Origin of the sequence: Micromonospora violae (assembly GCF_004217135.1) — a bacterium.
Lineage (GTDB): Bacteria > Actinomycetota > Actinomycetes > Mycobacteriales > Micromonosporaceae > Micromonospora > Micromonospora violae.
This window is the reverse complement of the sequence record NZ_SHKK01000001.1, coordinates 6,896,666-6,921,224: the sequence shown is the minus strand read 5'-3', so window position 1 is coordinate 6,921,224 and position 24,559 is coordinate 6,896,666. Positions and strand designations below refer to the sequence as shown.

The following is a 24,559-nucleotide window of genomic DNA, read 5'->3' as shown; positions in this document are numbered from 1 at the left end:
GTGGGATCTCCACCGGACGGGCGCGGTCGGTCAGCGCTGAGGTGTCAGCGCGTCTTCAGCACCACCGCCACCGGCTCGGTCCGGTACGGGGTGTCGGTCTCGAACGCCAACCGTGCCGCGTGCTCGCCGTTCCCGGCGATGGCCGGGACGGCCGCCGACACCCGGACCGTGACGGTCCGACCCGCCGGGATGGTCAGCTCGGTCTTGTTCGCCGAGAGCCACGACACGTCGGTGCCACGGATGCAGGAACCGCCACCGGGCAGCTGGTACACGGACGCGGAGAGGTCGCCCTCACTGTCCAGACCGCCGACCTGGAACGTGCCGCAGGCCGCGCCGCCCCGTGCCCCGGGGTGGGGCAGGTCCGGCAGCCTCGACCAGAGCCCGGTCGCCGGGTCGAGTTCGCGCACCTGCGCCGAGGTGGCGCTGCCGTAGATGCCGCCCATGATCCGTAGCTTGCCGTTGACGCTGGCGGCCGTCATGCCGTAGCCCGACACCGGCAGACCGGTCGTCGGCACCCAGGTGTTCGACTCGGGGAAGTAGCGGTACGCCCCCGCCGTCGCGTCCCGCCGGGCCGGCAGGTATCCACCCGCGCAGATCAGCCCGTCGCCGATCGCCCCGCAGGCTTGGAGCGCCACGCCCTCGGGGTAGTCGGCCAACGAGACCCACCGGTCGACGTCGGGGTCGTAGCGGTACACCCGCTGCGACGGCGGATCGCACCGGCCGTCGGCACAGCCGGCGACCACGTACAGCTTGCCGTCGAGCGACACCGCCGCGCCGTTGTACGTCCCCTTGGGCAGGTCCGCCCGACGCGACCAGGTGTTGGTCATCGGGTCGTAGGCGTACGTGGTGGTGACCGTCTCGCCCAGCGGGCTCAGCCCACCGGCCACGTAGAGCTTGCCGTCGACGAAACCGCCAACCGCTGCGGTACGCGGCTCGGGCAGGTCGGCGATCCGCTTCCAGGCCCGGGCCTGCGGGTCGAAGGCCCACCCCTCCCGCAGGGTGTACTCGTAGCTGGAGCCGCCCACCGAGTACACCGCGCCGTCGTTCTCGGCGACCAGGTTGTCCGCCGCCGGCATCGGCAGGTCGGGCATGGTCACCCACGCGCTGCCGTCCCCCACCTGCTGCGCCGGCGACTCGCCCGAGCGCGCGGCGACGAGCTTCGCGTCGCTGGTGTAACCGCGGTCCTGCTCGACCAGCCGGACCGTCAGAGGCCGCGCACCCTCGTTGGTGAGCCGGACCTCCCGGGTGGCGGAACGACCCGGCTTGACGGAGAACGACAACTCCGACTCGTCGACGCTCAACCGTCCGCTCTCCAGCCGCCAGTCCCGTTGCACCACCCGGTCGACCTTGACCTTCAGCTTCCCCTTGGCGTCGGCGTACCGCAGGCCGGTGACGGTCATCGGCACCTGGCCGTCGCCCGCGGCGAAGAGCCAGTAGAAGCCGTCGTCGAGCGCCGAGTCGTCGGTCGTGTCCACACTGGTGGCCTTCGCCGCCAGGTCGGTGCCGGCCGAGACGGTGGCGCCGACGAGCGCCCCACCGGTGTTGTCGTCCCGGATCTGCCCGGCGATGATCCCGCCCGGCACGGCGGCACACGTCCGCCTACCGACGAAGGCGTTGTCCAGCTGCCACCAGTAGGAGAAGCTGCCCTGGTAGCGGAACCGCGCCTGCACACCGGCCTTCCCGGCCGCCTGCGGGATCGGAATCTCCAGGTGCCCGCGTACCGGGACGTCAGGGAAGCGGTACGCCTCCTTCCAGGTCGCCCCGTTGTCCAGGCTGAGCTCGACGAACCCCTTCTGCACGCCGTAGCTGGACGAGCCGAAGTCGGTGTCGAAACCGACCACCGGGTTGGTGATACCGCGCAGGTCCAGCGACGGCGTCACCAGGGTGGAGTCGAGGTTGCCGAACTGCGCCCAGGTGTTGATGGAGGCGAACTCGCCCGTACCGCCGGTCAGATTGCCCTGCCTGCCGATGTCGTCGAAGCGCCAGGTCTGGCCGGAGGCGGACTCGTCGGTGACCCGCCAGCCGTCCTTCGGTCCACTGGCCCAGCCGGTGAAGTCGGTGCTGACACCCTGGTAGTCCCAGGCGTACCCGGGGGCGGCGCACGTCGAGGCGTCGATGGCGAGCTTCACGTTCTTGCGGATGTCGCTCGCCGCACCGCTCGACCCGGCGCCGATGGTGGCGGACACCGTGCTCGTCACGTACCCCGGCATGTCGACCGGGGACACCCGCAGGGTGTAGGAGCCGACCGGCAGCTCGACGTCGTAGCGGCCGGTGTACGGGTCGGTGAAGACCGAGCCGCCCGGATAGCCGTCGATGGCGATCTTCGCGTAGATCGGCCAGCCGTGCCCGGAGGCGTCGCTGACGACACCGGTGAGGTGACGGGTCTCGACCGCGGTCATCGTGAGGTTCCGGGTCACGCTCGTACCGGCGGCGACGGTGACCCGGCTCGACGTCGGGGCCTGGTAACCGAACTCGGTGGCCGCGAGGTCGTAGCTGCCGGCCGGGGCGAAGAGGCGGTAGCGGCCCTTGTCGTCGGTGACCGCCCGGTACGTCGCACCGGTCGAGTCGGTGGCGATGACGGGGACGCCGGCGAGCGGGCCCTCCGGCTTGCCGTACGCGTTCGTGCCGCTCTTCACCGTTCCGCTGACCTCCCCGGCCACGCCGAGGGTGAGCGCGGAGACCCCGTTGGGGCTCCCCAGACCGGTGGGTCCGTCCCAGCCCGGACCGGCGTTGCACCGCAGGTCACCGCAGTACCCGTTGGAGCCCTCGGTGATGTCGAAGAGACCGGCGGCCTTGTCCTTGCGGTACGGGTAGGTCACCGGGTACGTGCCGGGCACCGGATCGCCGGCCAGCGCGTACATCGCCGCAACCAGTGGGGCGGCCAGTGAGGTCCCGCCCCACTGTGCCCAGCCGGCCTGACCGAGGGTGTTGTAGACGGCCAGGCCGGACTCCGGCGCGGCCGTGGCGGAGATGTCGGCGCTGGCCCGCTTGTCGTCGCAGCGCGTGTCGATGTCGGCCTGGTACGCCGGCCTCGCCTCGTAGCGGGAACAACCGCTGCCCGCCGCCGACCACGCCGTCTCCGACCAGCCGCGGGGGGAGGAGGGGTCGCGGGTCAGGAGGGTGCCGCCGACCGACACCACGTTCGGGTGGGTGGCCGGGTAGCTCTGCACATTGCCGATGTCACCGCTGGCGACCGTGATCACGACGCCCGGGTGGTCGTAGTGGGCCGCGAAGTAGCCCTGGTAGTACTTCTCGCCCGGCACGCCGTACGAGTTGGAGATGGCGACCGCGCCGAGTCGGGCCGCGGTGTCGACGGCGCGGCCGAGGTTCTCACCACCGTTGTCGTCGGCCTGCACGAGGAGGATGTTGCACTTCGGGCAGGCCGACGAGACGGCGTCCAGGTCCAGGGCGGCCTCGATCGACCAGCCCTCGTCCTCGACCGGGTAGTTCGTCCCGCCGTACTGATCCACCTTCCGGAAGCAACCGTTCGCGGTGGTGCACGGCGGCAGCCCGTAGTGGGCCCGGAACACCGCGAGGTCGGCTTCGGCCGCGGCGTACCCGAAGGCGCCGACGATGGCCACGGTCTGTCCGTCGCCGCCCGAGGGCAGCCGGTACGCGGACTTGATGTCGTCCGGCCCCAACGCGCCCGGCGGCGGGGACGTGGTCTTCAGGCGGCGCTGGCTGTCCTGGCTGGACAGTCCGACGGCGAAGCAGCGGGCCCAGGGGCCGTCCGTGCCGGCCTCGGCGGCGGTGGCGGTGTTGCAGCTCGCGGGGGTGTACCGCAGCGCGTCCCAGTCGGCGGAGGGGGACGGGGCGGGCGTCGGGGCCGCTTGCGCCGCGGCGACCGGCAGGGGGCCGGTGGCGAGCAGCGACAGGGTGACCGCGGCGACCAACCCGCGTAGCAGGACCCGGGGGGTCTGTCTCCGGCGTAAGCGCCCGACCATCCAAAACTCCTCAGCAGAAGCATCATGGACACGGCTCGCCGTTGAGACCGCGAACGCAGAACCGCCGAGCCCGCGGGTGATCCCCGACACGAACCCGGCGTACGTCGAGGCGTGATCTTGGCACGGGCGCGAAAGGACGGACAATGACCCGGGGCATTCATGTTCCGGACAGCTGGCCGGTTCCCGACGGAGGCCGCGGATGTGGCGTGCGGTAGGCGTACCCGAGCCTGACGGGCTCGTGTACGAGGCGCTGGCCCGTCGTCGCCAGGCGACGCTCAACGATCTCCTCGGCGACGTCGCGCTCTCCCCGGCGCAGCTGAGAAGCGCCCTCGGTCGCCTGGTCGACCGTGGTCTGGCCAGCCGACCACCCGGACGCCCGGCCCGCTACGCGGCGACGTCACCCGACCAGGTGGCGACCTTCCTGATCGCCGAGCAGGAACGCGACCTGCTCCGGCTGCGCCGGCACGCCGATGAGCTGGCCAAGGAGATCCGCCAGCGCGAGGGGCCCGGTCGACACCCGGCCGAGCTGGTCGAGGTCATCGAGGGGGTCGGGAACCTCCGGGCCACCCTCATTCGGCTGCAACGTGAGGCGCGGGTGCAGATCCGCGGCATGGACCGACCGCCCTACCTGGACAACCCCGCCGGCGGCAACACCGAGGAGACCCGGCAGCTCGCCGACCGTGCCCTGACCTACCGGGTGATCTACGACCGGTCGGCGTTGGCCATTCCGGGGCGGATGGCGGAGATCTGGCGGGGTGTCCAGTCCGGCGAACGCGCCCGGGTCGCCAGCAACGTGCCGATGAAGATGCTGCTCTGCGACGACCGGTTCGCGCTCATCCCCGTGCTGGCAGCCGGGCAACTGACCGACGCCGCGTACCTGATCCACCCGTCGTCGCTGCTGGACGCCCTCGGCGGCTTGTTCGAGGCGCTCTGGGAACGGGCCGTCGCTCTCAACCGCTCGGTCGGCGGCGGGCGGGGCGGCCCACCCGGCCCGACCGACGGCGGGAGCGGCCCGAGCGCCGGGGAGCACCCGGACCGGCTCACCGACCGCGACAGCGAGCTGCTCGGCCTGTTGGCCGGCGGGGCCACCGACGAGCGGATCGCCCGGACCCTGGGCTGGAGCGTGCGGACCGTGCACCGACACGTCCACCGGATCATGGCGATGGTCGGTGCCGAGACCCGATTCCAGGCCGGGATGGAGGCGGTCCGGCGCGGGTGGGTGTGAGACCCGGCGCCGGTCAGCGGCCGGTGAAGCCCGGCTTGCGCTTCTCGACGAAGGCCGCCATGCCCTCGCGCCGGTCGTCGGTGGCGAACAGCGCCGCGAAGAGCTGACTCTCCCAGGCCAGACCCGAGTTCAGATCCATGTCCAGGCCGCCGTCGACCGCCAGCTTCGCCGCGCGCAGCGCCTGCACCGGCCCGGTCAGGTACGGAGTGATCATCGCGACGGCCGTGTCGTACACCTCGGCGGCCGGGGCGACCCGGTCGGCCAGGCCGATCCGCAACGCCTCCTGGGCGTCCACCATCCGCCCCGACATGATCAGATCCTTGGCGCGGGCCGGGCCGACCAGCCGGGCCAGCCGCTGGGTGCCGCCCGCACCCGGGATGATGCCCAGCTTGATCTCCGGTTGGCCGAGCTTGGCGTCCTCGGCGACCACCCGCCAGTCGCAGGCCAACGCCAGCTCGCAGCCGCCGCCGAGGGCGTACCCGGTGATCGCGGCGACCACCGGCTTGGGGATCCGGGCGATCGCGCCGAGCGCGCTGGACAGGTTCGCGGCGCGGTCGGCCATGTCCACGTAGGACATCTCGGCCATCTGCTTGATGTCCGCGCCGGCGGCGAAGACCTTCTCCCCGCCGTACACGATGACGGCGCGAACCTCGGGATCGGCGGTGGCCGCCGTGGCCGCGGCGCGCAACTCCTCCTGCACCTGGGTGTTGAGCGCGTTCATCGGCGGCCGCTCCAGCCGGATCGTGCCGATGCCGTCAGTGGTCTCCAGCCGAACGAACTCGCCCACGCTGCCCTCACTTCCTCGTCGAAGTCGCGTGCCAACCTTACGACCCGGCTCGTTTGGGTAAGTAGTGTGGTGTCAGCCCCGTGGGCGGGAGTCCAGCCATGATCACGTATTACGACGACAGATCGGTCCAGGTCACCTCCACCACCGTTCGCGTCGACGGTCGCAGCTACGCGCTGGCCGACATCACCATGATCTGGCACCGCCGTGGCAGCCGTTCCTGGCGCGTGCTGGCGGGGCGGGGTGCGATCGGCGCCGCGCTCGCCGGCCCACTGGTAGCGGCGGTGCTCGGCATCGGCATCGCCGTCTGGCTACACCGCTCACCCACCGTGACGATCGCGATCGTCGGCGCGTCGGTGCTGGTCGGGCTGGCCGTCGGGCCGGTCGCCGACTTCCTCTTCGAACACCTGGACCGCTCGTACGCCCGGGGCAGCCGCCAACTGGAGATCTGGGCCCGTTGGCGGGGTCAACCGGTGCGCCTGCTGCGCACCGGTGACGCGCTGCGCTTCGGGCAGATCTACCGGGCGGTGCAGCGCGCGGTCGAGCACAGCCAACCGGCCCGCCCCGGCATCCGCCGCTAGGCCGCCCGACCCATCCCGCGACCCGGCGGCGTCAGCGCGGGCGGGTGCCGCTCCGGGAGCCTTTGGAGCTGATGTCGTAGACGATTCAGCTCCAAAGGACGACCGCACCACCCCGCGCTCCCGGCGCGCTCCCGCAGCGCTCACGGTGGGACACGCGAGGCGAGGGTTGCCCGTTGGTGGTTAGCCTTAGTGATGACCCTCTATTACCGGGACGACGCGGTGCAGGTGACCTCCGAGTCGATCCGGGCGGGCGGTCACGTGATCGCCCTGTCCGACGTGACGTTCGTCTGGCACGCGCGGGGGCAGAAGACCCTCGCCGTACGCGGACGGGTGCTGGGTCGCGGTGTCCTGGTCCTGCTGCTCTCACTGCCGCCGCTGGTCGCCATGGTCTGTGTGCTGTCACTGGCCTGGTCGGCACAGGATCGGGGCAACTGGCAGTTGGCGCTGATCATCCTCGCCGCCTGCGCGGTGGGGGCGTTGGCGTTGCTGCCGTTCCTGGAGATCCCGTTGGGTTGGCTGGACCGCTCCTACGAACGCGGCAGCCACGTGCACGAGCTGTGGGTGCAACACCACGGCCGGGAGGACCTGCTGGTACGCACTCCGGACGCGCTCCGGTTCGGGCAGATCTACCGGGCCGTGCAGCGCGCCGTCGAACAGCACGGAGATCATTGATACCAAGCCCAACGGGCGGTTGTGGTGCGGCCGACGCACACTTGATCCCATGGCGATTCCCCTCCCCACCCCGTCCGCCGTGGTCGGCCTGACCCGTTCCGCTCTCGACCAGGCGCTCGGCTCGGCCGCCTCGATGGCCGCCGTGCCCGCCCGCGCGTTCGCGGTGCTGGACGGGGTGGAGGCGCTGCTGACCCGGATCAACGGCGTGGTCGACCGGATCGAGACGACCCTGGACCGGACCGACCGGGTGCTCACCGACGCTGAGGCGGTGACCGGCCGGGCCGCGGTCACCGTGGGCGCCGCGGCGGAGGCCACCGCCACGGCGGGCGAACTGCTGGCGGCGTACGAGCCGGCGCTGCGCCGGGCCGCGCCGATGACCGAGCGGTTCGTCGCACAACTCAGCCACGAGGAGATCACCGCGGCGATCCACCTGATCGACGAGTTGCCCAAGCTCAAGGAGCACCTGACGGCGGACATCCTGCCGATCCTGGCCACCCTGGACCGGGTCGGCCCCGACCTGCACGACCTGCTCGACGTCACCCGTGACCTCAAGCTCGCCGTGGCCGGCATCCCGGGCCTGGGCATGCTGCGCCGACGCGGCGAGAAGCTCAGCGACGACGTCGCGGTCTGATCGGGCGGTCAGGCCGGCGCGTACAGCTCGTCGATCTCGGCGCGTTGCGGTAGCGCCACCGACGCGCCGAGCTTGCGGACGCAGGCGGCGCCGGCCGCCGCCGCCCAGCGCACCGCGTCGACCAGGTCGCGCCCCTCGCCCCAGCCGACGGCCAGCGCGGCGGTGAACGCGTCACCGGCGGCGGTGGAGTCGACCACGTCGACCCGTACGGCGGGCACGTGCACCTCGGCACCGTCCCGGTCGACGTACCAGGCACCCTCACCGCCGAGCGTGAGCACGGCCCGGGAGGTCAGGTCGAGCAGGGCGCGGGGCTCCTCCCGACCTCGACCGGTGAGCGTCTGCGCCTCGCCCTCGTTGACGACCAGCAGGTCCACGGCGGCGAGCAACTCGGGCGGGAGGTCGCGGGCCGGGGCGGCGTTCAGGATGACCCGGGTGCCGGCGTCGCGGGCGGCCACCGCGGCGGCCGTCACGGTCGGCACCGGGATCTCCAGTTGGGCGACGAGGACGTCGGCCGCGCGCACCGTGGCCAACTCGTCCTCGGTGAGGCCGACCAGGGCGTCGTTCGCGCCGGGGGTGACCACGATGGCGTTCTCCCCCTGGGCGTTGACCATCACCAACGCCACCCCGGAGGCACCGTAGACCACCCGGAGCTGACTGGTGTCCACGCCGGCGGCGGTGATGCGGGCCTTGAGGGTGACGCCGAAGGCGTCCGAGCCGATCGCGCCGAGGAAGGCGCAGGAGGCACCGGCCCGGACCGCGGCCACGGCCTGGTTGGCGCCCTTGCCGCCGGACACCATCACGAAGTCGGTGCCGAGCATGGTCTCGCCCGGTCGTGGCAGCGCGGGCGCCATCGCGACCAGATCCATGTTGGCGCTGCCCACCACGGCGACCCGGGTCTGCGGCATGGTCGTCTCCGTCGGCCGACGCTCAGGCGGCGCGAGCCGTGAAGCGGTCGCCCGACCGCTCGACCACCAGTGGCAGCCCGAAGGTCTTGGAGAGGTTGTCGCCGGTCAGCGTCTCGGCGAGCAGACCCTGGGCGACCACCCCGCCCTCGCGCAGCAGCAGCGCGTGGGTGAACCCGGGCGGGATCTCCTCGACGTGGTGGGTGACCAGCACCATCGCCGGGGCGTCCGGGTCGTACGCCAGCTCGGCCAGGCGCGCGACCAGGTCTTCCCGACCACCCAGGTCGAGCCCGGCCGCGGGTTCGTCGAGCAGGAGCAGCTCCGGGTCGGTCATCAGTGCCCGTGCGATCTGCACCCGCTTGCGCTCACCCTCGGAGAGGGTGCCGTAGCGGCGCTCGGCGAGGCCACCGACGCCGAGTTGGCCCAGCAGTGCCCGCGCCCGCGCCTCGTCGCCGCGGTCGTAGTTCTCGCGCCAGCGGCCGACCACCGACCAGGCTGCGGTCACCACCACGTCGCTGACCCGCTCGTCGGCGGGCAGGCGTTCGGCGATCGCGGCGGTGGTGAGCCCGATCCGGGTACGCAGTTCGTTGACGTCGGTGCGGCCGATCCGCTCGCCGAGCACGTGCGCGACACCCGTGGTGGGGTGCAGCCGACCGGCGGCGAGGTTGAGCAGCGTGGTCTTGCCGGCGCCGTTGGAGCCGAGCACGACCCACCGCTCGTCCAGCTCGACGCGCCAGCTCAGGTCTTGGAGGAGGGCGGTGCCAGAGCGGCGCACACCGACGCCGTCGAGGCTGACCACCAGATCCGGGTCCACGAAAGCGGCGGCAGGCGCGGCGCCGGCAGCGCCGGGGATCAGGTCACCAGTCACCGCACCATCCAACCACGCAACGCTGAGGTGCCCCCCATGGGCGGCACCTCAGCCATAGGGTGAAGCGCCGTGTCATTGATCACCAAGCCCGAAGGACGGCCCATGCCCCGTCGAGGTAAGGAGCCGCGCGGATGAGCGCGGTCATCGAGATCGAGGGTCTGCGCAAGACCTTCCACAGCCTGCGCGGCGGCCGACAGGTGGCGGTGGACGGGTTCGACCTGCTGGTCGAGGCCGGCCAGATCCACGGCTTCCTGGGCCCCAACGGCTCCGGCAAGACCACCACCCTGCGGGCCCTGCTCGGGCTGGTACGCGCCGACAGCGGCCGGATGACCGTGCTCGGCGAACCGTCGCCGCAGCTGCTGGCCCGGGTGGCGGGCCAGGTCGGCGCCATCGTGGAGAGCCCGCAGTTCTTCGGCAACTTCACCGGTTACCGCACGCTGCGGTTGTTGGCCCGTGCCGGTGGAGTGCCGGTTTCGCGGGTGGACGAGGTGCTGGATCTGGTGGGTCTGCACGACCGGGGCGACGAGCGGGTGAAGGGCTACTCGTTGGGCATGAAGCAGCGCCTCGCGGTGGCGTCCGCGCTGTTGAAGGACCCGCGGTTGCTCATCCTGGACGAACCGGCGAACGGGCTGGACCCGGCGGGTATCCGGGAGATGCGGGACCTGATGCGATCGCTGGCGGCCAGCGGGGTGACCGTGCTGGTGTCCAGCCACATCCTGGGCGAGATCCAGCTGATCTGCGACCACGTCACGATCATCTCTCGGGGGCGGCGGGTGGCGACCGGCCGGGTGGACGAGGTGCTGGCGGGCTACGACCAGCACGAGTTCCTGGTCCGGGTGGCCGAGCCGGAGCGGGCCGTCGAGGTGCTGCACACGGCTGGCCTGGCGGCGGTCGTGGACGGCGAGGCGTTGGTGGTCAGCGGGGTGAGCGACCCGACGGTGGTCAGTCGGGTGCTGGGCGAGCAGGGGCTGTGGGTGGGCGAGCTGACGCCGCTCCGGCCGGACCTGGAGAGCGTCTTCCTGGAGTTGACCGGCGCGTACGCGCATCCGTCGGTGCCCGGGCAGGTCGACGCCTCGTCGCTGCCGCAGGGCGAAGCTGTGATCGACCTCGATCGGGGAGTGGACGCGTGAACCTGGTCCGTGCGGAGTTGGAGCGACTGTCCGCGCGTCGCTTCGTACAGCTCATGGTCGTCCTGCTGGTCTTCGCGTTCGCCGTGACGGCGGCGACCACGTTGGCCGGCTCGCACAAGCCGAATGCGGACGAGCTCAACTCGGCGCAGGCTAGGGCGGCCGAGGCCCGCAATGACATGGAGACCATGTTCCAGCAGTGTCTGGCCCGACAGAACGGCACGCTCGGACAGGGCGAGATGGACCGGTACTTCCCGCAGGACTGCTCGGAGATCGACCCGATCCGGCAGGAGCAGCTGCCGATCGCCGCCGACTTCCTGCCGGGGGTGTTCAGCTTCGGCCAGCAGGCGCGTCCGCTGCTCTATTTCCTCATCGCGTTCCTGGTGCTGTTCGGGTTCCTGGTGGGCGCCTCCTACATCGGCGCCGATTTGAACTCCGGCGGTGTGGTGAACCTGCTGCTCTGGCGACCGCGCCGGGTGACGGTGCTCGCGGCGAAGTTGGGCACGCTGCTCGGCGCGGTGCTGGTGTTGGCCCTGCTGGCGTCGGTGGCCTACCTCGCCACGTTCTGGGTGATCGGGCAGACCGCCGGGCTGCCGGGCCGGTTGGATGGCGACTTCTGGCGTTCGCTCGGTGCGGTGCACGGCCGTGGCCTGGTGCTGGTGCTGCTGGCTTCGGCGTTGGGTTTCGCGATCGCCACGCTGGGTCGGCACACGTCGGCGGCGCTGGGGGCGGCCGCCGCTTACCTGGTGGTGTGGGAGTTGGGTGCCCGTCTGGTGCTGGAGATCGTCGACGCCCGCCGGCCGGATCATCTGATGCTCTCCAGCCACGTCGGTGCCTGGCTGACCGGTGAGGCCCGGTTCTTCGACGCGCAGGAGTGCCGCGGCGAGGGCGACAGCCTCTGCGACGGCTTCTACGGCCTGACCTGGCAACCAGCACTGCTGGTGCTGCTGGTGATCACCGGCGGTTTGACGGCGGCAGCGTTCGCCGTGTTCCGTCGCCGCGACCTCATCTGAGCGTCCGCCGGGCCGCCCGCCCCTGCTCCGGGCGGCCCGGCGGACCGCGAGCGAGTTCGGCAGGACCTTGCAGCCGGCCGTCCAGCGGTGAAGTATTCCTTCATATGACCGCGCCTGTGGGCTCAGCCGACGGTGGAGCCGAACACCTCGTCGCGCACCGCGTCCAGGGCGGTGCGCAGCGCGCCGTGCAGGATCGGCTCCTCGGTCAGCCCGGTCGGCACCACCCGGGGCTGGACCAGCGTGATCGCCGCGACCTCCTGCTGCACCCGGTCGGCGAGCGCCGCGCCACCGGCCTGACCCACCTCACCGGCGAGCACCACCAACGGCGGATCGAGCACGACACAGGTGCTGGCCACACCCAGCGCGAGCCGTCGCGCCAACTCGTCGAGCATCGGCCCACCGTCGGCACCGGCAGCAGCCGCCGCGCGGACGGCCTCGGCGGCGTCGCCGTCCGGGTAGCCGTGCTCGCGGGCGATCGCGCGTACCGAGTCCGCACCGATCAGTTGCTGGAAGGCCGGCTTGGCGCGACGGGAGACGTCGCGCGGGATGGGCGCGCCGGGCACCGGCAGGTAGCCGATCTCGCCGGCCGCGCCGCTGCTGCCATGGTGCAGCCGCCCGCCGAGCACGATCGCCAGGCCGACGCCGGCACCCACCCAGACCAGCACGAAGTCCGCCAGCCCCTGGGCCGCGCCGGACTGCGCCTCGGCCACCGCGGCCAGGTTGACGTCGTTCTCGAAGACCACCGGCGTGTGCAGGTCGTCGCGCAGCGCGGCGAGCAGACCGCTGTGCCAGCGCGGCAGGTTGAAGGCGAAGGTGATGTCGCCGGTGCCGGGGTCGACCAGGCCGGGCGTGCCGAGCACGATCCGTCGTACGCTGCTCAGCTGCGCCTGGGCGCTGCTCGCCGCCTGCACGACGGCGTTGTGCACCACACCCACCGGGTCGTCGGTGTCCCGGGTCGACTGCTCCACCCGGCCGATCACCGCACCGGTGATGTCGGCGCACGCGGCCACCACCCGATCCGGCCCGACGTCCACGCCGACCACGTGCGCGCTGCCCGGACGGACCGCGTAGAGCTGGGCGTTCGGCCCTCGCCCGCCGGCCTGCTCACCGACCCGCGCGACGAGGCCGCGCTCTTCCAACCGCTCGACCAGTTGCGACGCGGTGACCTTCGACAGCCCGGTCAGCTCGCCGATCCGGGCCCGGGTCAGCGGGCCACGTTCGAGGAGCAACTCCAGCGCGGCACGGTCGTTGAGCGCCCGCAACAGGCGGGGGGTGCCGGGCAGCCGGGTCGCACTCATGACACGTCCTCTAGTTTTAGTAAACTTTGCTAACTGTAAACCAACCTGCGAACGGGTAGCCGTAGCGTAACGGCCACCCGGCGGTGGGACGCTCGGCCGACCCGGCAGGGCCACAACCCCCACCGGTACGACGTTTCGTACCCGCGGGGGCACCGAAAGGGGAGTATCAGGTGGGGTTGGATCCAGGACTGCGCCGGCTGGCGCTGGGCACGCTCCTCGGCGCGTACCCGGGACCGGTCCCACCGGACTGGGCGGTCGACCTGCTGGCCGACGGGCTGGCCGGGCACACCCTGTTCGGCACCAACGTGCACGACCCCGCGCAGGTGGCGGCGAGCACCGCCGCGCTGCGCGCCGGCCGGTCGGACGCGCTGATCGCCATCGACGAGGAGGGCGGCGACGTGACCCGGCTGGCGCACGCCACCGGCAGCCCGTACCCCGGCAACGCCGCCCTGGGGGCGATCGGCGACGTGGCCCTCACCCGACGGGTCTACCAGTCGATCGGCGCCGAGCTGGCCGCGCTCGGCATCACCGTCAACCTCGCCCCCACGGTCGACGTCAACACCGCCGACGACAACCCGGTGATCGGCACCCGGTCCTTCGGCGCGGACCCGGTACGGGTGGCCGCCCACTCGGCCGCCGCCGTGGCCGGGTTGCAGGCCGCCGGCGTGGCCGCCTGCGCCAAGCACTTCCCCGGGCACGGCGCCACCGTCACCGACTCCCACCACGAGCTGCCCACGGTGGACGCTCCGCTGGACCTGCTCCGCCAACGGGACCTGCCGCCGTTCGCGGCCGTCGTCGCCGCCGGGGCCCGCGCCGTGATGACCGCGCACATCCGGGTGCCGGCGCTCACCGGCGCCGACCCGGCCACCTTCAGCCGGGCCGTCCTGGTCGACCTGCTGCGCACCGAGTACGGCTTCACCGGCACCGTCATCACCGACGCCCTGGAGATGAAGGGCGCCGCGGTGGCCGCCGGCGGGGTCGGACCGGCCGCGGTGCGGGCCCTGAGCGCCGGTGCCGACCTGCTCTGCATCGGCGCGAAGGTCGACGCCGAACTGGTCGAACGGGTGGCCGCCGAGATCGTCGACGCGCTCGCTGACGGCCGGCTCGCGCGGGCGCGGGTCGAGGAGGCGGCCGGCCGCGCCGCCGACCTCGCCGCCTGGACCCGGGCCGCCGGCGGGTCGTCGCCGACCGCCGAGGACACCGAGCTGGGGTACGCGGCAGCGCGCCGGGCGGTCCGCGTGGACGGCCTGCTCACCGACCTCGACCAGCCACTGGTGGTGCAACTGCACACCGAGTCGACGATCGCCGAGGGTCGGGTGCCGTGGGGCCTCGGTCCACACCTGGACGGGGTGCCGGAGATCCGGGTGATCGCCGCCGAAACCACCCCGGCGACCCTGCGCGGGCTGGCCGGCGACCGTCCCATCGTGCTGGTCGGGCGACACCTGCACCGGCTGCCCGGCGGCCCGGAGCTGATCACCGACCTGGCGTCGCAGCACCCGGTGACAGTGGTGGAGATGGGCTGGCCGGCACAGTGGCGGCCAGCGGGCGTACGCGCCTTCGTCACCACCTACGGCGCGAGCCACGCCAACGGTCGCGCGGCCGCCGAGGCGCTCGGCCTGGCCGGCTGATTCGCACGCTCCGTCACTGAGGCGCCGAACACCTTCGACCAAGCCAGCCGCAGGTCAAGTCCACTTTTCGACACTCCGAACCGACAGCTTGAACCTTGCTCAGACGCTGTTCGATACGTAGCGTGATCGACACGTAGCGGCTCACCCACGGCGGGGGCCGTTACACCCGCAACCGGGGCCTGGGGGGAGGTTGCGGACCGTGGATCCGGCCCGGGATCCACGGTCCGCGCCCAATGGCCCACTCAGCGCGGATAGACCCCGAACGCGCGCCAGCCCCGGTCCGGGAAACCGGCCGCCTCGGCCACCCGGGCCGAGGCGTGATTGTCCCGCTCGTGCAGATAGGTGGGCACCGCCCCCTCGTCGAGCACCCGCCGCGCCGCCTGGGCCACCAGCCGCCGGGCGAGGCCGCGCCCCCGGGCGGCCGGCACGGTGCCGACGGCCAACTCATGCCCGTACGCGTCGTGCCGTTTGATCCCGGCACCGGCCAGGTAGCCGCCGCCCGGGTCACGGACCACCAGCACCGGCCGGTCGAAGAGTCGCAGCCACGGCGGCAGCCCGGGGGCGCTCGACTCGGTCCACTCCCCCACGTCGGGCAGCGGCGCGGGCGCCAGGCTCCACCGGAAGGGGCCGTCGTGTACGCACCATTCGGGCAGGCCGACGGCTTCCGGCAGCGCGGCGAGCAGCCGGTTCGGCGTCCGGTGCGCCAACGCGCGGATCGCCGCCACGCGGTCCGGTGCCACGGAGAGCACGGCGCTCTGCCCGGTGTCCACGGCGAGCGCGGGGCGCAGCCGACCATCCCAGGCCGGTTCGGCTCGCCGCCGCGAGGCGACCACGTGCAACCCGGGCCCGGCCGGCCACTGGCCGAGCCAGCTGGCCAGGTGCAGGTGAAGTCGCCGGTCGAGCATGCGCACCTCCCCGGTCACCCGACCCGTCGTGGATCACCGTACGCCGGACGGCAGGGGCCGGGCGCGGGATACGTCGGAGCCGAGCGGGCCAGGAGGCATGGGAACCAGTTCTACAAATCGACCGTCATATGTATTTCCATACCTGGACACCTTTGTTTGGGACGGTGAACGCATGCCGATTCAGCCGAGCGACCACTACCAGCAGGACCCCGAGCGACTCTGGCGGGCGGCGGAGGCCGTCGGCGGCAATCCGCCGCAACCGCGCTACCGGAACCCCCGGGCGGTCGGCACAGGAGCCCTGTCGTGGGCCGGGCTGAACAAGCTGTCCACCGGGAGTTCCCGTCGGCACCGCCTGAACACCCGCTGACGCACCATGTTTGCCTCGGAGATGGTGCGTCCGCAGCACCGAACCCGGTGTATCGTCACGGCATGACTCGCATCACCGTGGACGTGAACGACGAGTGGCTGGACGCCGCGAAGGAGGTGCTTGGCACCGACACCAAGGTGGCCACCATCAATGCCGCCCTGCACGCGTTCGCCGTACGCCGGCAGGCTCGCGAGATCGTCGCCGCGTTCGATCAGGTCGAGATGGACTTCTCCGGGTCCGCCGACGCCTGGCGTTACGGCGGTGGTCGCGACCTGGGTTCCCTCGCCGAGCAGGCACGCGACGCCGAGGCGGCCTGATGGCCGGTCAGATCTATCTTGCGGACACCTCGGTCTACGTCTTGCAGGGCCGGCACGCGTCGGTCCGACGGCGCTTCGAGACGCTCCTGGCCGAGGGGCGGCTCGCCGCCTGCCACATGACCAGCCTGGAATACCTCAACAACGCACCCCACCCGAAGGGGTACGAGATCCTCTGGCAGGCACTGCGCGGGGGGCGTTGGATGGACGTGTCGACAGCGGCGATGGACCGCGCCATGGCGGTTCATCGTCTGCTCGCGGCCGAGAGTCAGCACCGCAACTTCCGGTTGCCCGACCTGATCATCGCGGCGACCGCTGAGGAACACGGCGCGACAGTCCTGCACTACGACGCCGACTACGACCGCATCACCGCGGTCACCGGCCAGCCCACCGAGTGGGTGGCACCGAAGGGCAGCCTCTGACTGTCGTTCCGGGCGACACACCGGGGAGGTCCAGCGGCGGCTTTCGCACACCTGTCGGGTAATTTCTTGTGGTCCGCCATCCCGGCCTACGACAGGAGAAGCTCCGCGCATGGGCAAGAAGACGATCCACGTCTCCGACTTCACCGGCACGGTTCTGCAACAGGACGACGAGGTGGTCCGCGTCGTCGTGCTGGAGCACCCGGACCTGGTCGCCGGGCCCGTGCAGCTGGACGCCACCCCGGGCGAGGTGGAGAACATCGACGACGCCGCGCTGGACGTGGCGGTGGTCGAGATCCATGACCGGCACGGTGGTGGCGAGCCCCGCCGGGTGGTGTTGACCGCCAGCGAGTTCGACGCGATGGCCACCGACGTGCCGATGGCGCAGCTGTTGAAGACGGCCGAGCGGGTCCGCCCGCCCAAGGCCCGCAAGAGCGCCGAGAAGATCGACTACGGCACGCTGGAGCACGCCGGCAAGCCACACCGGGGCCGGGTCACCGAGGAGGAGGCCCGGCTGGTACGCGAGCAGCTCGACGAGGTCAACAAGCGCCTCGCCGACGCGGGCGTACGCCAGATCGACCCGGCCGATCCGGAGCACGCCCTGCGTTACGGCTTCCCTGAGACGTCCTGACCCCGGCCCCTCACTTCTTCCCGACGGCGGCGGCGAGGGCGGCGGCCAGGTCGGCCTCGACCGCCGCCTTCTCCAGACCCAGGTTGGTGAGCACGCCGGCACCGCCCTCCTGCTCGATCAGGGCGAGCAGGATGTGCTCGGTGCCGATGTAGTTGTGCCCGAGGCGCAGCGCCTCCCGGAAGGTCAGCTCCAGCGCCTTCTTACCGCGCGCGTCGTACGGGATGAGGTCCGGCACCTGCTCGACCTTCGGCGGAAGGACGGCGCTGACCGCCTCCCGCACCGCCTCGGGGGTGACGCCGCGACCAGCCATCACCCGGGCGGCCAGCGCCTCCGGCTCGGCCAGCAGGCCCAGCACCAGGTGCCCGGGCCCGATCTCCGCGTTGCCGCTGGCCCGAGCCTCCTCCTGCGAGGCCATCACCACGTTGCGGGCGCGAGGGGTGAACCGGCCGAAGCCGGCGTTGGGGTCGAGCGCCGCCGCGTCGGTCGCCTTCGGCACGAAACGCTTCTGCGCGGCCTGTTTGGTGACACCCATGCTGCGGCCGATGTCGGTCCAGGAGGCGCCCGAGCGCCGGGCCTGGTCGACGAAGTGCCCGATCAGGTGATCGGCCACCTCACCGAGGTGATCGGCGGCGATGACCGCGTCGGTGAGCTGGTCGAGCGCATCGGTGTGCGCCGTCTTGATCGCCTGGATCAGGTCGTCGAGCTTGACGGTCGTACCAATCTGAAGAGGATCTGTCATGCGTCAACCATAAGTTGACGATCTCGCTACGTCAACCATGAGTTGACGCCTTCACCTCTGCTCCGCGGCGTACTCCGGCAGGAGCCGGGCGACGGCCGCCGGCGACGGCAGGCCGGCTATCTCCTCGGCGATCAGACGGGCCGCCTCGCGGTGCGCGTCGTGCCCGGACAGCAGACGCCGGGCCTGCTCGGCGATGGCGTGCGCGTCCACCTCGTCGGGAAGGAGCCGCACGGCGACACCGGCGGCGGCGAGCGTGTCGGCATTGGCGAACTGGTCGGCGCCCTGCGGCAGCATCACCTGCGGTACGCCAACCGCGAGCGCGCCGAGGGTGGTGCCACTGCCCCCGTGGTGCACCACGAGGTCGACGAGCGGCAGCAGCTCCGCCTGCGACACCCACGGGTGCACGCTCACGTTGTCGGGGACCTCGCCCATCTGGTCCAAGGGGACCCGGCCCGCCGCGACCACCACCTCGGCGTCCAGCGCCGCCAGACCGGCGACGGCGGTGCGGAACAACTCCGGCGTACCGAACGCGGTGCCGAGGGTCAGATAGATCAACGGCCGGGACGCCGCACGGCGTACCGAAACGGGCAGCGGGGCCGGTGTCGAGAAGGCGACCGGCCGCAGCTCGATCCGACGTTCGGTGGCGAGGAAGTCCCGATCCTGGAGCGAGGGCGGCCAGATGTCCAGGTGCGGCAGGCCCGCGACCTCGGCGTTGCGGGTGGGGAGTTCCAGGCCGATGCCCTCGGGATACATCCGGCCGAACCCGTGCCACAGGCCCGGGATCCCGGCTCGACGAGCCGCCACCGCCGCTCCCGGCAGTCCCCACTCGTGCACCACCAGGTCGGGTCGCAGCCGCGCCAACTCCGGTGCGAGATCCTCGGCGTACACCTCGTAGAAGGCGTCACCAGGACGGAACGGCCGCAGGCCGTGCGCGGCCAGTGGCGGGTGCACCTCCGGACCGGCGGCGAAGTGGACCTCGTGCCCGGCGTCCCGGGCGGCGATCGCCAGCGGGATCAGCGGGTAGGTGTGACCGACGGAGGCAAGACTGGCGAACAGCACACGCATGGCGTCGGACCCTACCGCCGCACCGTGGCCCGATCGGGATCGCCGGCCGTATACGGTGGGCTCCGGTCGAGCGCGGCACCGGCGGGAAGGGCGGTCATGCGTCTGCACGTGGGGTGCGCGATGTGGAGTCACCGTTCGTGGCCGGGCCACCGGCTGCCGTCCACGGAGCGCCTGCGGCACTACGCCAGCTGGTGCGACGCGGTGGAGGGCAACACCACGTTCTACGCCACCCCGACCCGGGACACCGTGGCCTCGTGGGCCGCGCAGACGGACCCCGCCTTCCGGTTCGTCCTCAAACTTCCCAAGGTCATCACGCACGAACGTCGGCTCACCGACGTCGGCGAACCGCTACGCGCCTTCCTGGACGCCATCGAACCGCTCGGCCCGCGCGCCCACGCCCTCTGGATCCAGCTACCCGGCTCGTTCGCACCCGGCGACATCCCGGCCCTGGGTCGTTTCCTGGCGCGACTTCCGCAATCCCACCGGTACGCGGTGGAGGTCCGCCACCCCAGCTTCTTCACCGACGCCCACGCGGCCCGGCTGCTCGAGGCCGCCCTCGCCGCCGTCGGTGCCGAGTGGATTCCCTTCGACACGACCGCCTTCTTCACCAGCCCGCCGACCAGCGACGCCGAGCGGGACGCCTGGACCAAGAAACCGCGCCTGCCGCTGCGGTCCCTCGCACTGACCGACCGGCCGATCGTCCGCTATCTCGGTCGGGACGACTCGACGCGCACGGTCGAGGGCTGGCAGCGGTGGATCGACGTGACCGTCACCTGGCTACGCGAGGGGCTCTCCCCGACCATGTTCATCCACACCCCGGACAACGCCGACGCGCCGGCGCTCGCCCGCCGGTTCCACGACGAGGTACGGGCCCGCGTACCCGGGCTCGACGCGCTGCCCGAGCCGATCCCGGTCGAGCCGCTGACACTGTTCTGACCGCAACGCTCAGCCCTGCCGGTCAAGCAGTTCGTCGAGGTGGGCCGCGGTGCTGATCAGGGAGAGGTGACTGAACGCCTGCGGGAAGTTGCCGATCTGCTCACCGGTCGGCGCGATCTCCTCCGAGTAGAGGCCCAGCGGGTTGCTGTAGGTGAGCATCTTCTCGAAGGTCAACCGGGCGTCGTCGATCCGCCCGGCCAGGGCGAGCGCCTGCACGTACCAGAAGGTGCACATGTTGAACGTGCCCTCGGTGCCGGCGAGACCGTCCGGCGAGGCAGTCGGGTCGTAGCGGTAGACCAGGCTGTCGGAGACCAGGTTGGCGTCCATCGCGCGCAGCGTCGACTCCCACATCGGGTCGGTCGACGAGATGAAGTTCAGCCCCGGCATCGCCAGGAGCGAGGCGTCCAGGATGTCGGAGCCGTAGTGCTGCACGAACGCGCCCCGTTCCCGGTCGAAGCCGCGGGTCATGACCTGCTCGTAGATGGCGTCACGTTGGGTGGACCACCGGACGATGTCGCCGGGGCGGCCTCGGCGTCGTGCGATACGGATGGCCCGGTCCAACGCGACCCAGGACAACACCCGACCGTAGGTGAAGTCCTGCCGACCGGAGCGGGTCTCCCAGATGCCGTCCTCGGGTTGGTCCCAGTGCTCACAGAGCCAGTCGATCAACCCGGCCGTCTTGCGCCAACCCTCGTACGGCGGGATCAGGCCGTTGCGGTCGGCCAGCTCCAACGAGGCGAGCGCCTCGCCGTAGATGTCGAGCTGCAACTGCCCCGCCGCGCCGTTGCCGACTCGCACCGGCGCGGAGCCCCGGTATCCCTCCAGGTGACCCAGCACCTCCTCGGGCAGGTCCGGCGAGCCGTCGATGCGGTACATGATCTGTAGGGGCATGTCTCCGTCTCGTGCCTCCCGGATACGCGCGTCGAGCCAGAGCAGATACTTCCGGGCCTCGTCGGTGAAGCCCACGCTCAGCAGCGCGTGCACCGAGAAGGACGCATCCCGGATCCAGGTGTAGCGGTAGTCCCAGTTCCGCTGCCCGCCGATCTGCTCGGGCAGCCCCACGGTGGGCGCGGCGACCAGGGCGCCGGTCGGTGCGTACGTCATCAGCTTGAGGGTCATCGCCGACCGCTCGACCGCCTCCCGCCAGCGGCCCTTGTAGCTGGAACCGCCCATCCACCGCCGCCAGTAGTCCCGGGTCTCGGCGAGCAGTTCGCACGCCTCCTCTGTGCTGAGTGCCCGGGGCGCGTGCGGGCTGGCCGTCTCCAGGGTGACCCCGCCGACGTCGCCCGCGTGCAGCGTGAACCGCGCTGACACGCCGTCGGCGTCGCGGTGGAAGTCCCCCACGTGGAACGCCCGCTCCACGTTCTTGAAAGCGGCGAGGGTGAAAGCCATCGTCGGGCTCCGGAAGATGTCGCCTTCGGGGTGCACCTCCAGCTCGAACGGATCGCGCCCGTAGTTGAACCGTGGCTGGCACTGGAAGCGGAACCGCATGCTCCCCCGGACCATCCGGACCAGCCGGATCAACCGGTGCCGGTCGGTGGCCTGTTCACCGGTGACGGGCATGAAGTCCAACAGCTCACCGACCCCGTCGGCGCTGTGGAACCGGGTGATCAGGATTGGCGTGCCGGGAAGGTAGAGCTGCTTGCTCGTGTAGTCGACGCCGTCGGGCGAGAGCTGGAAGTGGCCCCCTTTGCGGCGGTCCAACAGCGCGCCGAAGATGCTCGGCGAGTCGAACCGGGGCGCGCAGAACCAGTCGACCGTACCGTCTTTGCTGATCAGTGCCGCGGTCTGTAGATCACCGATCAGACCGTGGTTCTCGACTGCCGGGTAGCTATCCACGCTCTCCCCCGCCATTCGTACGGGCAATGGCGCGGACTACCCGGGAGGTGACGAAAGATGCCGCCCGCGGCGTCGGTTCCCGGCTCGGGGACGGGGCGTACCGTCGATCTCGGCCCCGTCCCGGCACCAACGCCATCGACGAGAGGACAACCCATGAGCCTGCGAGGATTTGCCACACTCACCATCTGGGCGGACGACGTGGCAGCGGCCACGGCGTGGTACGCGGACCTCCTCGGCGTCGAGGCGTACTTTATGCGCCCCGGCCCCGACGGACGCCCGGCCTACACCGAGTTCCGCATCGGGGACTACCAGGCCGAACTGGGCATCATCGACCGCAGGTACGCGCCGGCCGGCGCGGGGACCGAACCGGGCGGCGTGGTCATGTACTGGCACGTCGACGACCTCGACGCGACGGTCGAGCGACTGTTGGCGATGGGTGCCACGGAGTACCAGCCGATCACCCCGCGCGGCGACACCGGGTTCATCACCGCGGCGGTGGTCGACCCGTTCGGCAACGTGCTGGGCGTCATGCAGAACCCGCACTACCTCGACGTTCTCGCCGCGTTGAAGGCGGAATGACCGTTAGTGGGCAGGGTTCGGCGTGTGCGGGAGCTTGCCCAGTTGGTGCCAGTTCGTCTCGGCAACCTCGACACCGTAGTGCTTGGCGGCGGCGAGGATGTTCTGGAAGGCCAGATCGCGGTCCTTGTCGGTGACGCCCTGCACCTGGTCGAACCGGGCGATGGCGTTGCGGACGTGGCCCGCGTCGGTCATCGGCTCCTTGCGTTTTCCGGGGAACGCGAAGACGCTCTCCGGCAGCTCGCGCTTGTCCTTCTCCGACAGGGTGCCGTGCTTTTCGTGGGGCTTCCAGGTAGATGTCATCTCCCACCTGTACCCACCAGGAGTCCGGCGGCACCTGCCACGCCGACATTTCCCCTGTCGGCGGCCGATCGCCACAAGATCCATATCATGCGGCCAACGCACGTGCGGTCGAAGCCCTACCCCTGTCCGTCCCTTGTGGAATGCGAGCATGGCCGGCATGGATATCTACGAGGACGCCCGCACGGTGTCACGCTCGGATCTGGCCGCCTGGCTGCGTCAGCTCGCCCACCAGTTGGAGTCCGATGGGCGGCTCTTCTACGGCGCGGCGGGGGCCGTCTCCGTGGCGGACACCGTCCGTTGCGAGCTGGAGATCGAACAGGAGAGCGAGACGGAGCTGTCCGTCGAGATCGAGTTCTCCTGGACCGTACCGACGTCCGCACCGGCAGTGGAGGCCGTCGAGGAGCCTCCGAGCGGAGACCAGCAGGCCGAGGTCGCACCAGAGGCGTGACCTCTGGCCGACAACGTGTCGCACGGCGGCCATCGATGCTGGTGGCCGCCACCGCCGTCACTCCGGTCGGACAATCGGCCCACGCGGCCCCGGAGATGCGGTGAGCTGGTCCGCAACATGATCCCGAACGGGTCGAAGAGGAACGATGACGAGCGCAGCAACCCCTCGGTTGCACCGGCTGGCCGATGCGTGCCAGGAGTTGACGGCCGCCCCCTGGTTCAGTCTGGCCAGTTTCGTCGTGATCGTCCTCAACGCGCTGGCGCTGGGACTGGAGACGTACGGCCGATCGATCGCGGTGGCGGGAGCGCCGCTGCAGACAATCGAGTACGCGTGTCTGGTGTACTTCGTGGCCGAGCTCCTGGCGCGCTTCGGGGCGTACCTGCGACGGCCCGGCGACTTCTTCCGAGATCCGTGGAACGTCTTCGACCTGATCATCGTCGCGGCTCCGCTGATGCCCGGGATACGCGAGAACATCACGATGCTGAGGCTGTTGCGCCTCGCCCGCATCGTCCGCGCGTTCCGCCTCTTCCCCAGTCTGCGCGTGATCCTCGTCGGGATCCGGCGCAGCCTTCCGGGGCTCGGCAGCTTTCTCCTGGTCACGGTCCTCGTGCTGTACGGGTACGCGATGCTCGGCTGGATGTTGTTCGGTACGGCGATTCCCGAGCGGTACGGCACAGTGGGGCAGGCGATGCTCACGCTGTTCCTGCTGTTGTCGCTGGACGGCATCACCGACACCCTCCAGGCCGGCCGGGAGGTCACCGAGTGGGCGGTGTTGTACTACGTCTCGTACATGGTCGCCGCCTGCTATCTGCTGACGAACCTCCTGGTGGGGGTGGTCCTGAACGCCCTGGACGAAGCCCATCAGGAGGAACGCGCGGCAGCGGCTCGTGCCGGCCAGCCGGAGATCAGCGATGACGTCAGCGAGCCGTCCGTGCACGAACAGTTGGCACAGCTACACACCATCATCGCCGACTTGGAGCACCGGCTGCCGAAGGCCACGGGCAGGGCACGTGACGCACGACCGTCCCCTGTGGACTCTGTTCGTCCGTGATGATCTAATTCCCCCGCTAGTTCCGCTTCCGGGTGAGATGTCCCACCCACTGTTCCGAGGAGATCGCGTGAGCGTCACCGCAGATTTCAGCAAGCTCGTCGTCAAGGCTTACCAGGACAAGACCCTCGCCGAGCTGGTCGACTCCCCGGTGAACGCCCTCACCGGCGTCAGCGCCGGAGACGCCAAACTGCTCAAGGAGGCGTTCAACATCACCACCGTGGGCGACCTCGGTCGCAGCCCGTACTTCCGCACCGCCCAGGCAATCGTCGCCCTGAGCGCCGCCAAGTAACGAC

The 24,559-nt window shown here is 71.2% G+C and carries 26 protein-coding genes; 16 read left to right on the top strand and 10 right to left on the bottom strand.

Features of this window, described 5'->3' with window-relative positions; genetic code table 11:
- Positions 1-44: 44 nt before the first annotated feature.
- Positions 45-3,944 (bottom strand): carboxypeptidase regulatory-like domain-containing protein, encoded by a 3,900-nt coding sequence (locus EV382_RS31470; protein ID WP_130407916.1) that lies wholly within the window; start codon positions 3,942-3,944, stop codon positions 45-47.
- Positions 3,945-4,143: 199 nt separating this feature from the next.
- Between EV382_RS31470 and EV382_RS31465 the strand changes: the two genes are divergently transcribed.
- Complete coding sequence (locus EV382_RS31465) at positions 4,144-5,169, top strand: LuxR C-terminal-related transcriptional regulator (protein ID WP_130407914.1); 1,026 nt, start codon at positions 4,144-4,146, stop codon at positions 5,167-5,169.
- A 13-nt stretch (positions 5,170-5,182) separates the two neighbouring features.
- Here the strand turns inward: EV382_RS31465 and EV382_RS31460 are convergent, their stop codons facing one another.
- A complete protein-coding gene (locus EV382_RS31460) occupies positions 5,183-5,956 on the bottom strand; it encodes an enoyl-CoA hydratase/isomerase family protein (protein ID WP_130407912.1) in 774 nt (257 codons plus the stop codon).
- 98 nt (positions 5,957-6,054) lie between these two features.
- Here EV382_RS31460 and EV382_RS31455 point away from each other — a divergent pair, with 98 nt between their 5' ends.
- From EV382_RS31455 to EV382_RS31445, 3 genes are all read left to right on the top strand, one after another.
- Positions 6,055-6,534 (top strand): DUF6232 family protein, encoded by a 480-nt coding sequence (locus EV382_RS31455; RefSeq protein ID WP_130407910.1) that lies wholly within the window; start codon positions 6,055-6,057, stop codon positions 6,532-6,534.
- A 192-nt stretch (positions 6,535-6,726) separates the two neighbouring features.
- Positions 6,727-7,206: a DUF6232 family protein gene (locus EV382_RS31450; RefSeq protein WP_130407908.1), complete on the top strand. Its 480-nt coding sequence runs from the start codon at positions 6,727-6,729 to the stop codon at positions 7,204-7,206.
- Between the two features lie 49 nt (positions 7,207-7,255).
- Positions 7,256-7,837 carry a hypothetical protein gene (locus EV382_RS31445; protein ID WP_130407906.1) on the top strand — a complete coding sequence of 194 codons (582 nt, stop codon included), beginning with the start codon at positions 7,256-7,258 and terminating at the stop codon, positions 7,835-7,837.
- An 8-nt stretch (positions 7,838-7,845) separates the two neighbouring features.
- Here the strand turns inward: EV382_RS31445 and EV382_RS31440 are convergent, their stop codons facing one another.
- Positions 7,846-8,742, bottom strand: a complete 897-nt coding sequence (locus EV382_RS31440) for a ribokinase (protein WP_130407904.1) — start codon at positions 8,740-8,742, stop codon at positions 7,846-7,848.
- A 22-nt stretch (positions 8,743-8,764) separates the two neighbouring features.
- Positions 8,765-9,607, bottom strand: coding sequence for an ABC transporter ATP-binding protein (locus tag EV382_RS31435; RefSeq protein ID WP_130407902.1), 843 nt, complete (start codon positions 9,605-9,607; stop codon positions 8,765-8,767).
- Positions 9,608-9,738: 131 nt separating this feature from the next.
- Here EV382_RS31435 and EV382_RS31430 point away from each other — a divergent pair, with 131 nt between their 5' ends.
- Together EV382_RS31430 and EV382_RS31425 are read left to right on the top strand one after the other, a co-directional pair.
- Entirely contained in the window at positions 9,739-10,737 is a 999-nt protein-coding gene (locus EV382_RS31430; protein WP_130407900.1) for an ABC transporter ATP-binding protein, read from the top strand.
- Positions 10,734-11,747, top strand: coding sequence for an ABC transporter permease subunit (locus EV382_RS31425; RefSeq protein ID WP_130407898.1), 1,014 nt, complete (start codon positions 10,734-10,736; stop codon positions 11,745-11,747). Before EV382_RS31430 ends, EV382_RS31425 begins: the two co-directional genes overlap by 4 nt.
- Before the next feature lie 122 nt (positions 11,748-11,869).
- Here EV382_RS31425 and EV382_RS31420 read toward each other — a convergent pair whose 3' ends face one another.
- Complete coding sequence (locus EV382_RS31420) at positions 11,870-13,045, bottom strand: ROK family transcriptional regulator (protein WP_130407896.1); 1,176 nt, start codon at positions 13,043-13,045, stop codon at positions 11,870-11,872.
- 170 nt (positions 13,046-13,215) lie between these two features.
- Here EV382_RS31420 and EV382_RS31415 point away from each other — a divergent pair, with 170 nt between their 5' ends.
- Positions 13,216-14,673 (top strand): glycoside hydrolase family 3 N-terminal domain-containing protein, encoded by a 1,458-nt coding sequence (locus tag EV382_RS31415; protein ID WP_130407894.1) that lies wholly within the window; start codon positions 13,216-13,218, stop codon positions 14,671-14,673.
- A gap of 242 nt (positions 14,674-14,915) precedes the next feature.
- Here the strand turns inward: EV382_RS31415 and EV382_RS31410 are convergent, their stop codons facing one another.
- A complete protein-coding gene (locus tag EV382_RS31410; RefSeq protein WP_130407892.1) occupies positions 14,916-15,578 on the bottom strand; it encodes a GNAT family N-acetyltransferase in 663 nt (220 codons plus the stop codon).
- Positions 15,579-15,750: 172 nt separating this feature from the next.
- On the opposite strand from EV382_RS31410, the gene EV382_RS31405 reads away from it, so the two are divergent.
- The 4 genes from EV382_RS31405 to EV382_RS31390 all read left to right on the top strand — a co-directional run bounded on the left by EV382_RS31405 (position 15,751) and on the right by EV382_RS31390 (position 17,309).
- Positions 15,751-15,945 (top strand): DNA repair protein, encoded by a 195-nt coding sequence (locus EV382_RS31405; protein WP_130407890.1) that lies wholly within the window; start codon positions 15,751-15,753, stop codon positions 15,943-15,945.
- A gap of 62 nt (positions 15,946-16,007) precedes the next feature.
- On the top strand, positions 16,008-16,262 hold the full coding sequence (locus tag EV382_RS31400) for a type II toxin-antitoxin system VapB family antitoxin (RefSeq protein WP_130407888.1): 255 nt from the start codon (positions 16,008-16,010) through the stop codon (positions 16,260-16,262).
- A complete protein-coding gene (locus EV382_RS31395) occupies positions 16,262-16,681 on the top strand; it encodes a PIN domain nuclease (RefSeq protein ID WP_208758526.1) in 420 nt (139 codons plus the stop codon). The genes EV382_RS31400 and EV382_RS31395 overlap by 1 nt, the downstream gene beginning before the upstream one ends.
- A 109-nt stretch (positions 16,682-16,790) precedes the next feature.
- Positions 16,791-17,309 (top strand): hypothetical protein, encoded by a 519-nt coding sequence (locus EV382_RS31390; RefSeq protein ID WP_130407886.1) that lies wholly within the window; start codon positions 16,791-16,793, stop codon positions 17,307-17,309.
- 10 nt (positions 17,310-17,319) lie between these two features.
- On the opposite strand, the gene EV382_RS31385 is transcribed toward EV382_RS31390, so the two are convergent.
- Together EV382_RS31385 and EV382_RS31380 are read right to left on the bottom strand one after the other, a co-directional pair.
- Positions 17,320-18,048, bottom strand: coding sequence for a Clp protease N-terminal domain-containing protein (locus tag EV382_RS31385; RefSeq protein WP_130407884.1), 729 nt, complete (start codon positions 18,046-18,048; stop codon positions 17,320-17,322).
- A gap of 51 nt (positions 18,049-18,099) precedes the next feature.
- Positions 18,100-19,113, bottom strand: coding sequence for a glycosyltransferase (locus EV382_RS31380; RefSeq protein ID WP_130407882.1), 1,014 nt, complete (start codon positions 19,111-19,113; stop codon positions 18,100-18,102).
- A gap of 120 nt (positions 19,114-19,233) precedes the next feature.
- On the opposite strand from EV382_RS31380, the gene EV382_RS31375 reads away from it, so the two are divergent.
- Positions 19,234-20,049: a DUF72 domain-containing protein gene (locus EV382_RS31375; protein ID WP_208758667.1), complete on the top strand. Its 816-nt coding sequence runs from the start codon at positions 19,234-19,236 to the stop codon at positions 20,047-20,049.
- A 9-nt stretch (positions 20,050-20,058) separates the two neighbouring features.
- Here EV382_RS31375 and EV382_RS31370 read toward each other — a convergent pair whose 3' ends face one another.
- On the bottom strand, positions 20,059-21,888 hold the full coding sequence (locus EV382_RS31370; protein ID WP_130407878.1) for a glycoside hydrolase family 15 protein: 1,830 nt from the start codon (positions 21,886-21,888) through the stop codon (positions 20,059-20,061).
- 153 nt (positions 21,889-22,041) lie between these two features.
- On the opposite strand from EV382_RS31370, the gene EV382_RS31365 reads away from it, so the two are divergent.
- Positions 22,042-22,467 carry a VOC family protein gene (locus EV382_RS31365; RefSeq protein WP_130407876.1) on the top strand — a complete coding sequence of 142 codons (426 nt, stop codon included), beginning with the start codon at positions 22,042-22,044 and terminating at the stop codon, positions 22,465-22,467.
- 3 nt (positions 22,468-22,470) lie between these two features.
- Here EV382_RS31365 and EV382_RS31360 read toward each other — a convergent pair whose 3' ends face one another.
- Complete coding sequence (locus tag EV382_RS31360) at positions 22,471-22,767, bottom strand: DUF6582 domain-containing protein (RefSeq protein WP_130407874.1); 297 nt, start codon at positions 22,765-22,767, stop codon at positions 22,471-22,473.
- A 157-nt stretch (positions 22,768-22,924) separates the two neighbouring features.
- Between EV382_RS31360 and EV382_RS31355 the strand changes: the two genes are divergently transcribed.
- From EV382_RS31355 to EV382_RS31345, 3 genes are all read left to right on the top strand, one after another.
- Positions 22,925-23,215 carry an amphi-Trp domain-containing protein gene (locus EV382_RS31355; RefSeq protein ID WP_165435892.1) on the top strand — a complete coding sequence of 97 codons (291 nt, stop codon included), beginning with the start codon at positions 22,925-22,927 and terminating at the stop codon, positions 23,213-23,215.
- A 145-nt stretch (positions 23,216-23,360) separates the two neighbouring features.
- On the top strand, positions 23,361-24,266 hold the full coding sequence (locus EV382_RS31350; protein WP_130407870.1) for an ion transporter: 906 nt from the start codon (positions 23,361-23,363) through the stop codon (positions 24,264-24,266).
- 67 nt (positions 24,267-24,333) lie between these two features.
- Positions 24,334-24,555 carry a hypothetical protein gene (locus EV382_RS31345; RefSeq protein WP_130407868.1) on the top strand — a complete coding sequence of 74 codons (222 nt, stop codon included), beginning with the start codon at positions 24,334-24,336 and terminating at the stop codon, positions 24,553-24,555.
- Positions 24,556-24,559: the final 4 nt, after the last annotated feature.

What these genes read in the sequence shown, in the direction of transcription:
- EV382_RS31470 (WP_130407916.1), bottom strand. Translation starts at nt 3,944, where the DNA reads ATGGTCGGGCGCTTACGCCGGAGACAGACCCCCCGGGTCCTGCTACGC.
- EV382_RS31465 (WP_130407914.1), top strand. Translation starts at nt 4,144, where the DNA reads ATGTGGCGTGCGGTAGGCGTACCCGAGCCTGACGGGCTCGTGTACGAG.
- EV382_RS31455 (WP_130407910.1), top strand. Translation starts at nt 6,055, where the DNA reads ATGATCACGTATTACGACGACAGATCGGTCCAGGTCACCTCCACCACC.
- EV382_RS31450 (WP_130407908.1), top strand. Translation starts at nt 6,727, where the DNA reads ATGACCCTCTATTACCGGGACGACGCGGTGCAGGTGACCTCCGAGTCG.
- EV382_RS31445 (WP_130407906.1), top strand. Translation starts at nt 7,256, where the DNA reads ATGGCGATTCCCCTCCCCACCCCGTCCGCCGTGGTCGGCCTGACCCGT.
- EV382_RS31440 (WP_130407904.1), bottom strand. Translation starts at nt 8,742, where the DNA reads ATGCCGCAGACCCGGGTCGCCGTGGTGGGCAGCGCCAACATGGATCTG.
- EV382_RS31430 (WP_130407900.1), top strand. Translation starts at nt 9,739, where the DNA reads ATGAGCGCGGTCATCGAGATCGAGGGTCTGCGCAAGACCTTCCACAGC.
- EV382_RS31420 (WP_130407896.1), bottom strand. Translation starts at nt 13,045, where the DNA reads ATGAGTGCGACCCGGCTGCCCGGCACCCCCCGCCTGTTGCGGGCGCTC.
- EV382_RS31410 (WP_130407892.1), bottom strand. Translation starts at nt 15,578, where the DNA reads ATGCTCGACCGGCGACTTCACCTGCACCTGGCCAGCTGGCTCGGCCAG.
- EV382_RS31405 (WP_130407890.1), top strand. Translation starts at nt 15,751, where the DNA reads ATGCCGATTCAGCCGAGCGACCACTACCAGCAGGACCCCGAGCGACTC.
- EV382_RS31400 (WP_130407888.1), top strand. Translation starts at nt 16,008, where the DNA reads ATGACTCGCATCACCGTGGACGTGAACGACGAGTGGCTGGACGCCGCG.
- EV382_RS31395 (WP_208758526.1), top strand. Translation starts at nt 16,262, where the DNA reads ATGGCCGGTCAGATCTATCTTGCGGACACCTCGGTCTACGTCTTGCAG.
- EV382_RS31390 (WP_130407886.1), top strand. Translation starts at nt 16,791, where the DNA reads ATGGGCAAGAAGACGATCCACGTCTCCGACTTCACCGGCACGGTTCTG.
- EV382_RS31385 (WP_130407884.1), bottom strand. Translation starts at nt 18,048, where the DNA reads ATGACAGATCCTCTTCAGATTGGTACGACCGTCAAGCTCGACGACCTG.
- EV382_RS31380 (WP_130407882.1), bottom strand. Translation starts at nt 19,113, where the DNA reads ATGCGTGTGCTGTTCGCCAGTCTTGCCTCCGTCGGTCACACCTACCCG.
- EV382_RS31375 (WP_208758667.1), top strand. Translation starts at nt 19,234, where the DNA reads ATGTGGAGTCACCGTTCGTGGCCGGGCCACCGGCTGCCGTCCACGGAG.
- EV382_RS31365 (WP_130407876.1), top strand. Translation starts at nt 22,042, where the DNA reads ATGAGCCTGCGAGGATTTGCCACACTCACCATCTGGGCGGACGACGTG.
- EV382_RS31360 (WP_130407874.1), bottom strand. Translation starts at nt 22,767, where the DNA reads ATGACATCTACCTGGAAGCCCCACGAAAAGCACGGCACCCTGTCGGAG.
- EV382_RS31355 (WP_165435892.1), top strand. Translation starts at nt 22,925, where the DNA reads ATGGATATCTACGAGGACGCCCGCACGGTGTCACGCTCGGATCTGGCC.
- EV382_RS31350 (WP_130407870.1), top strand. Translation starts at nt 23,361, where the DNA reads ATGACGAGCGCAGCAACCCCTCGGTTGCACCGGCTGGCCGATGCGTGC.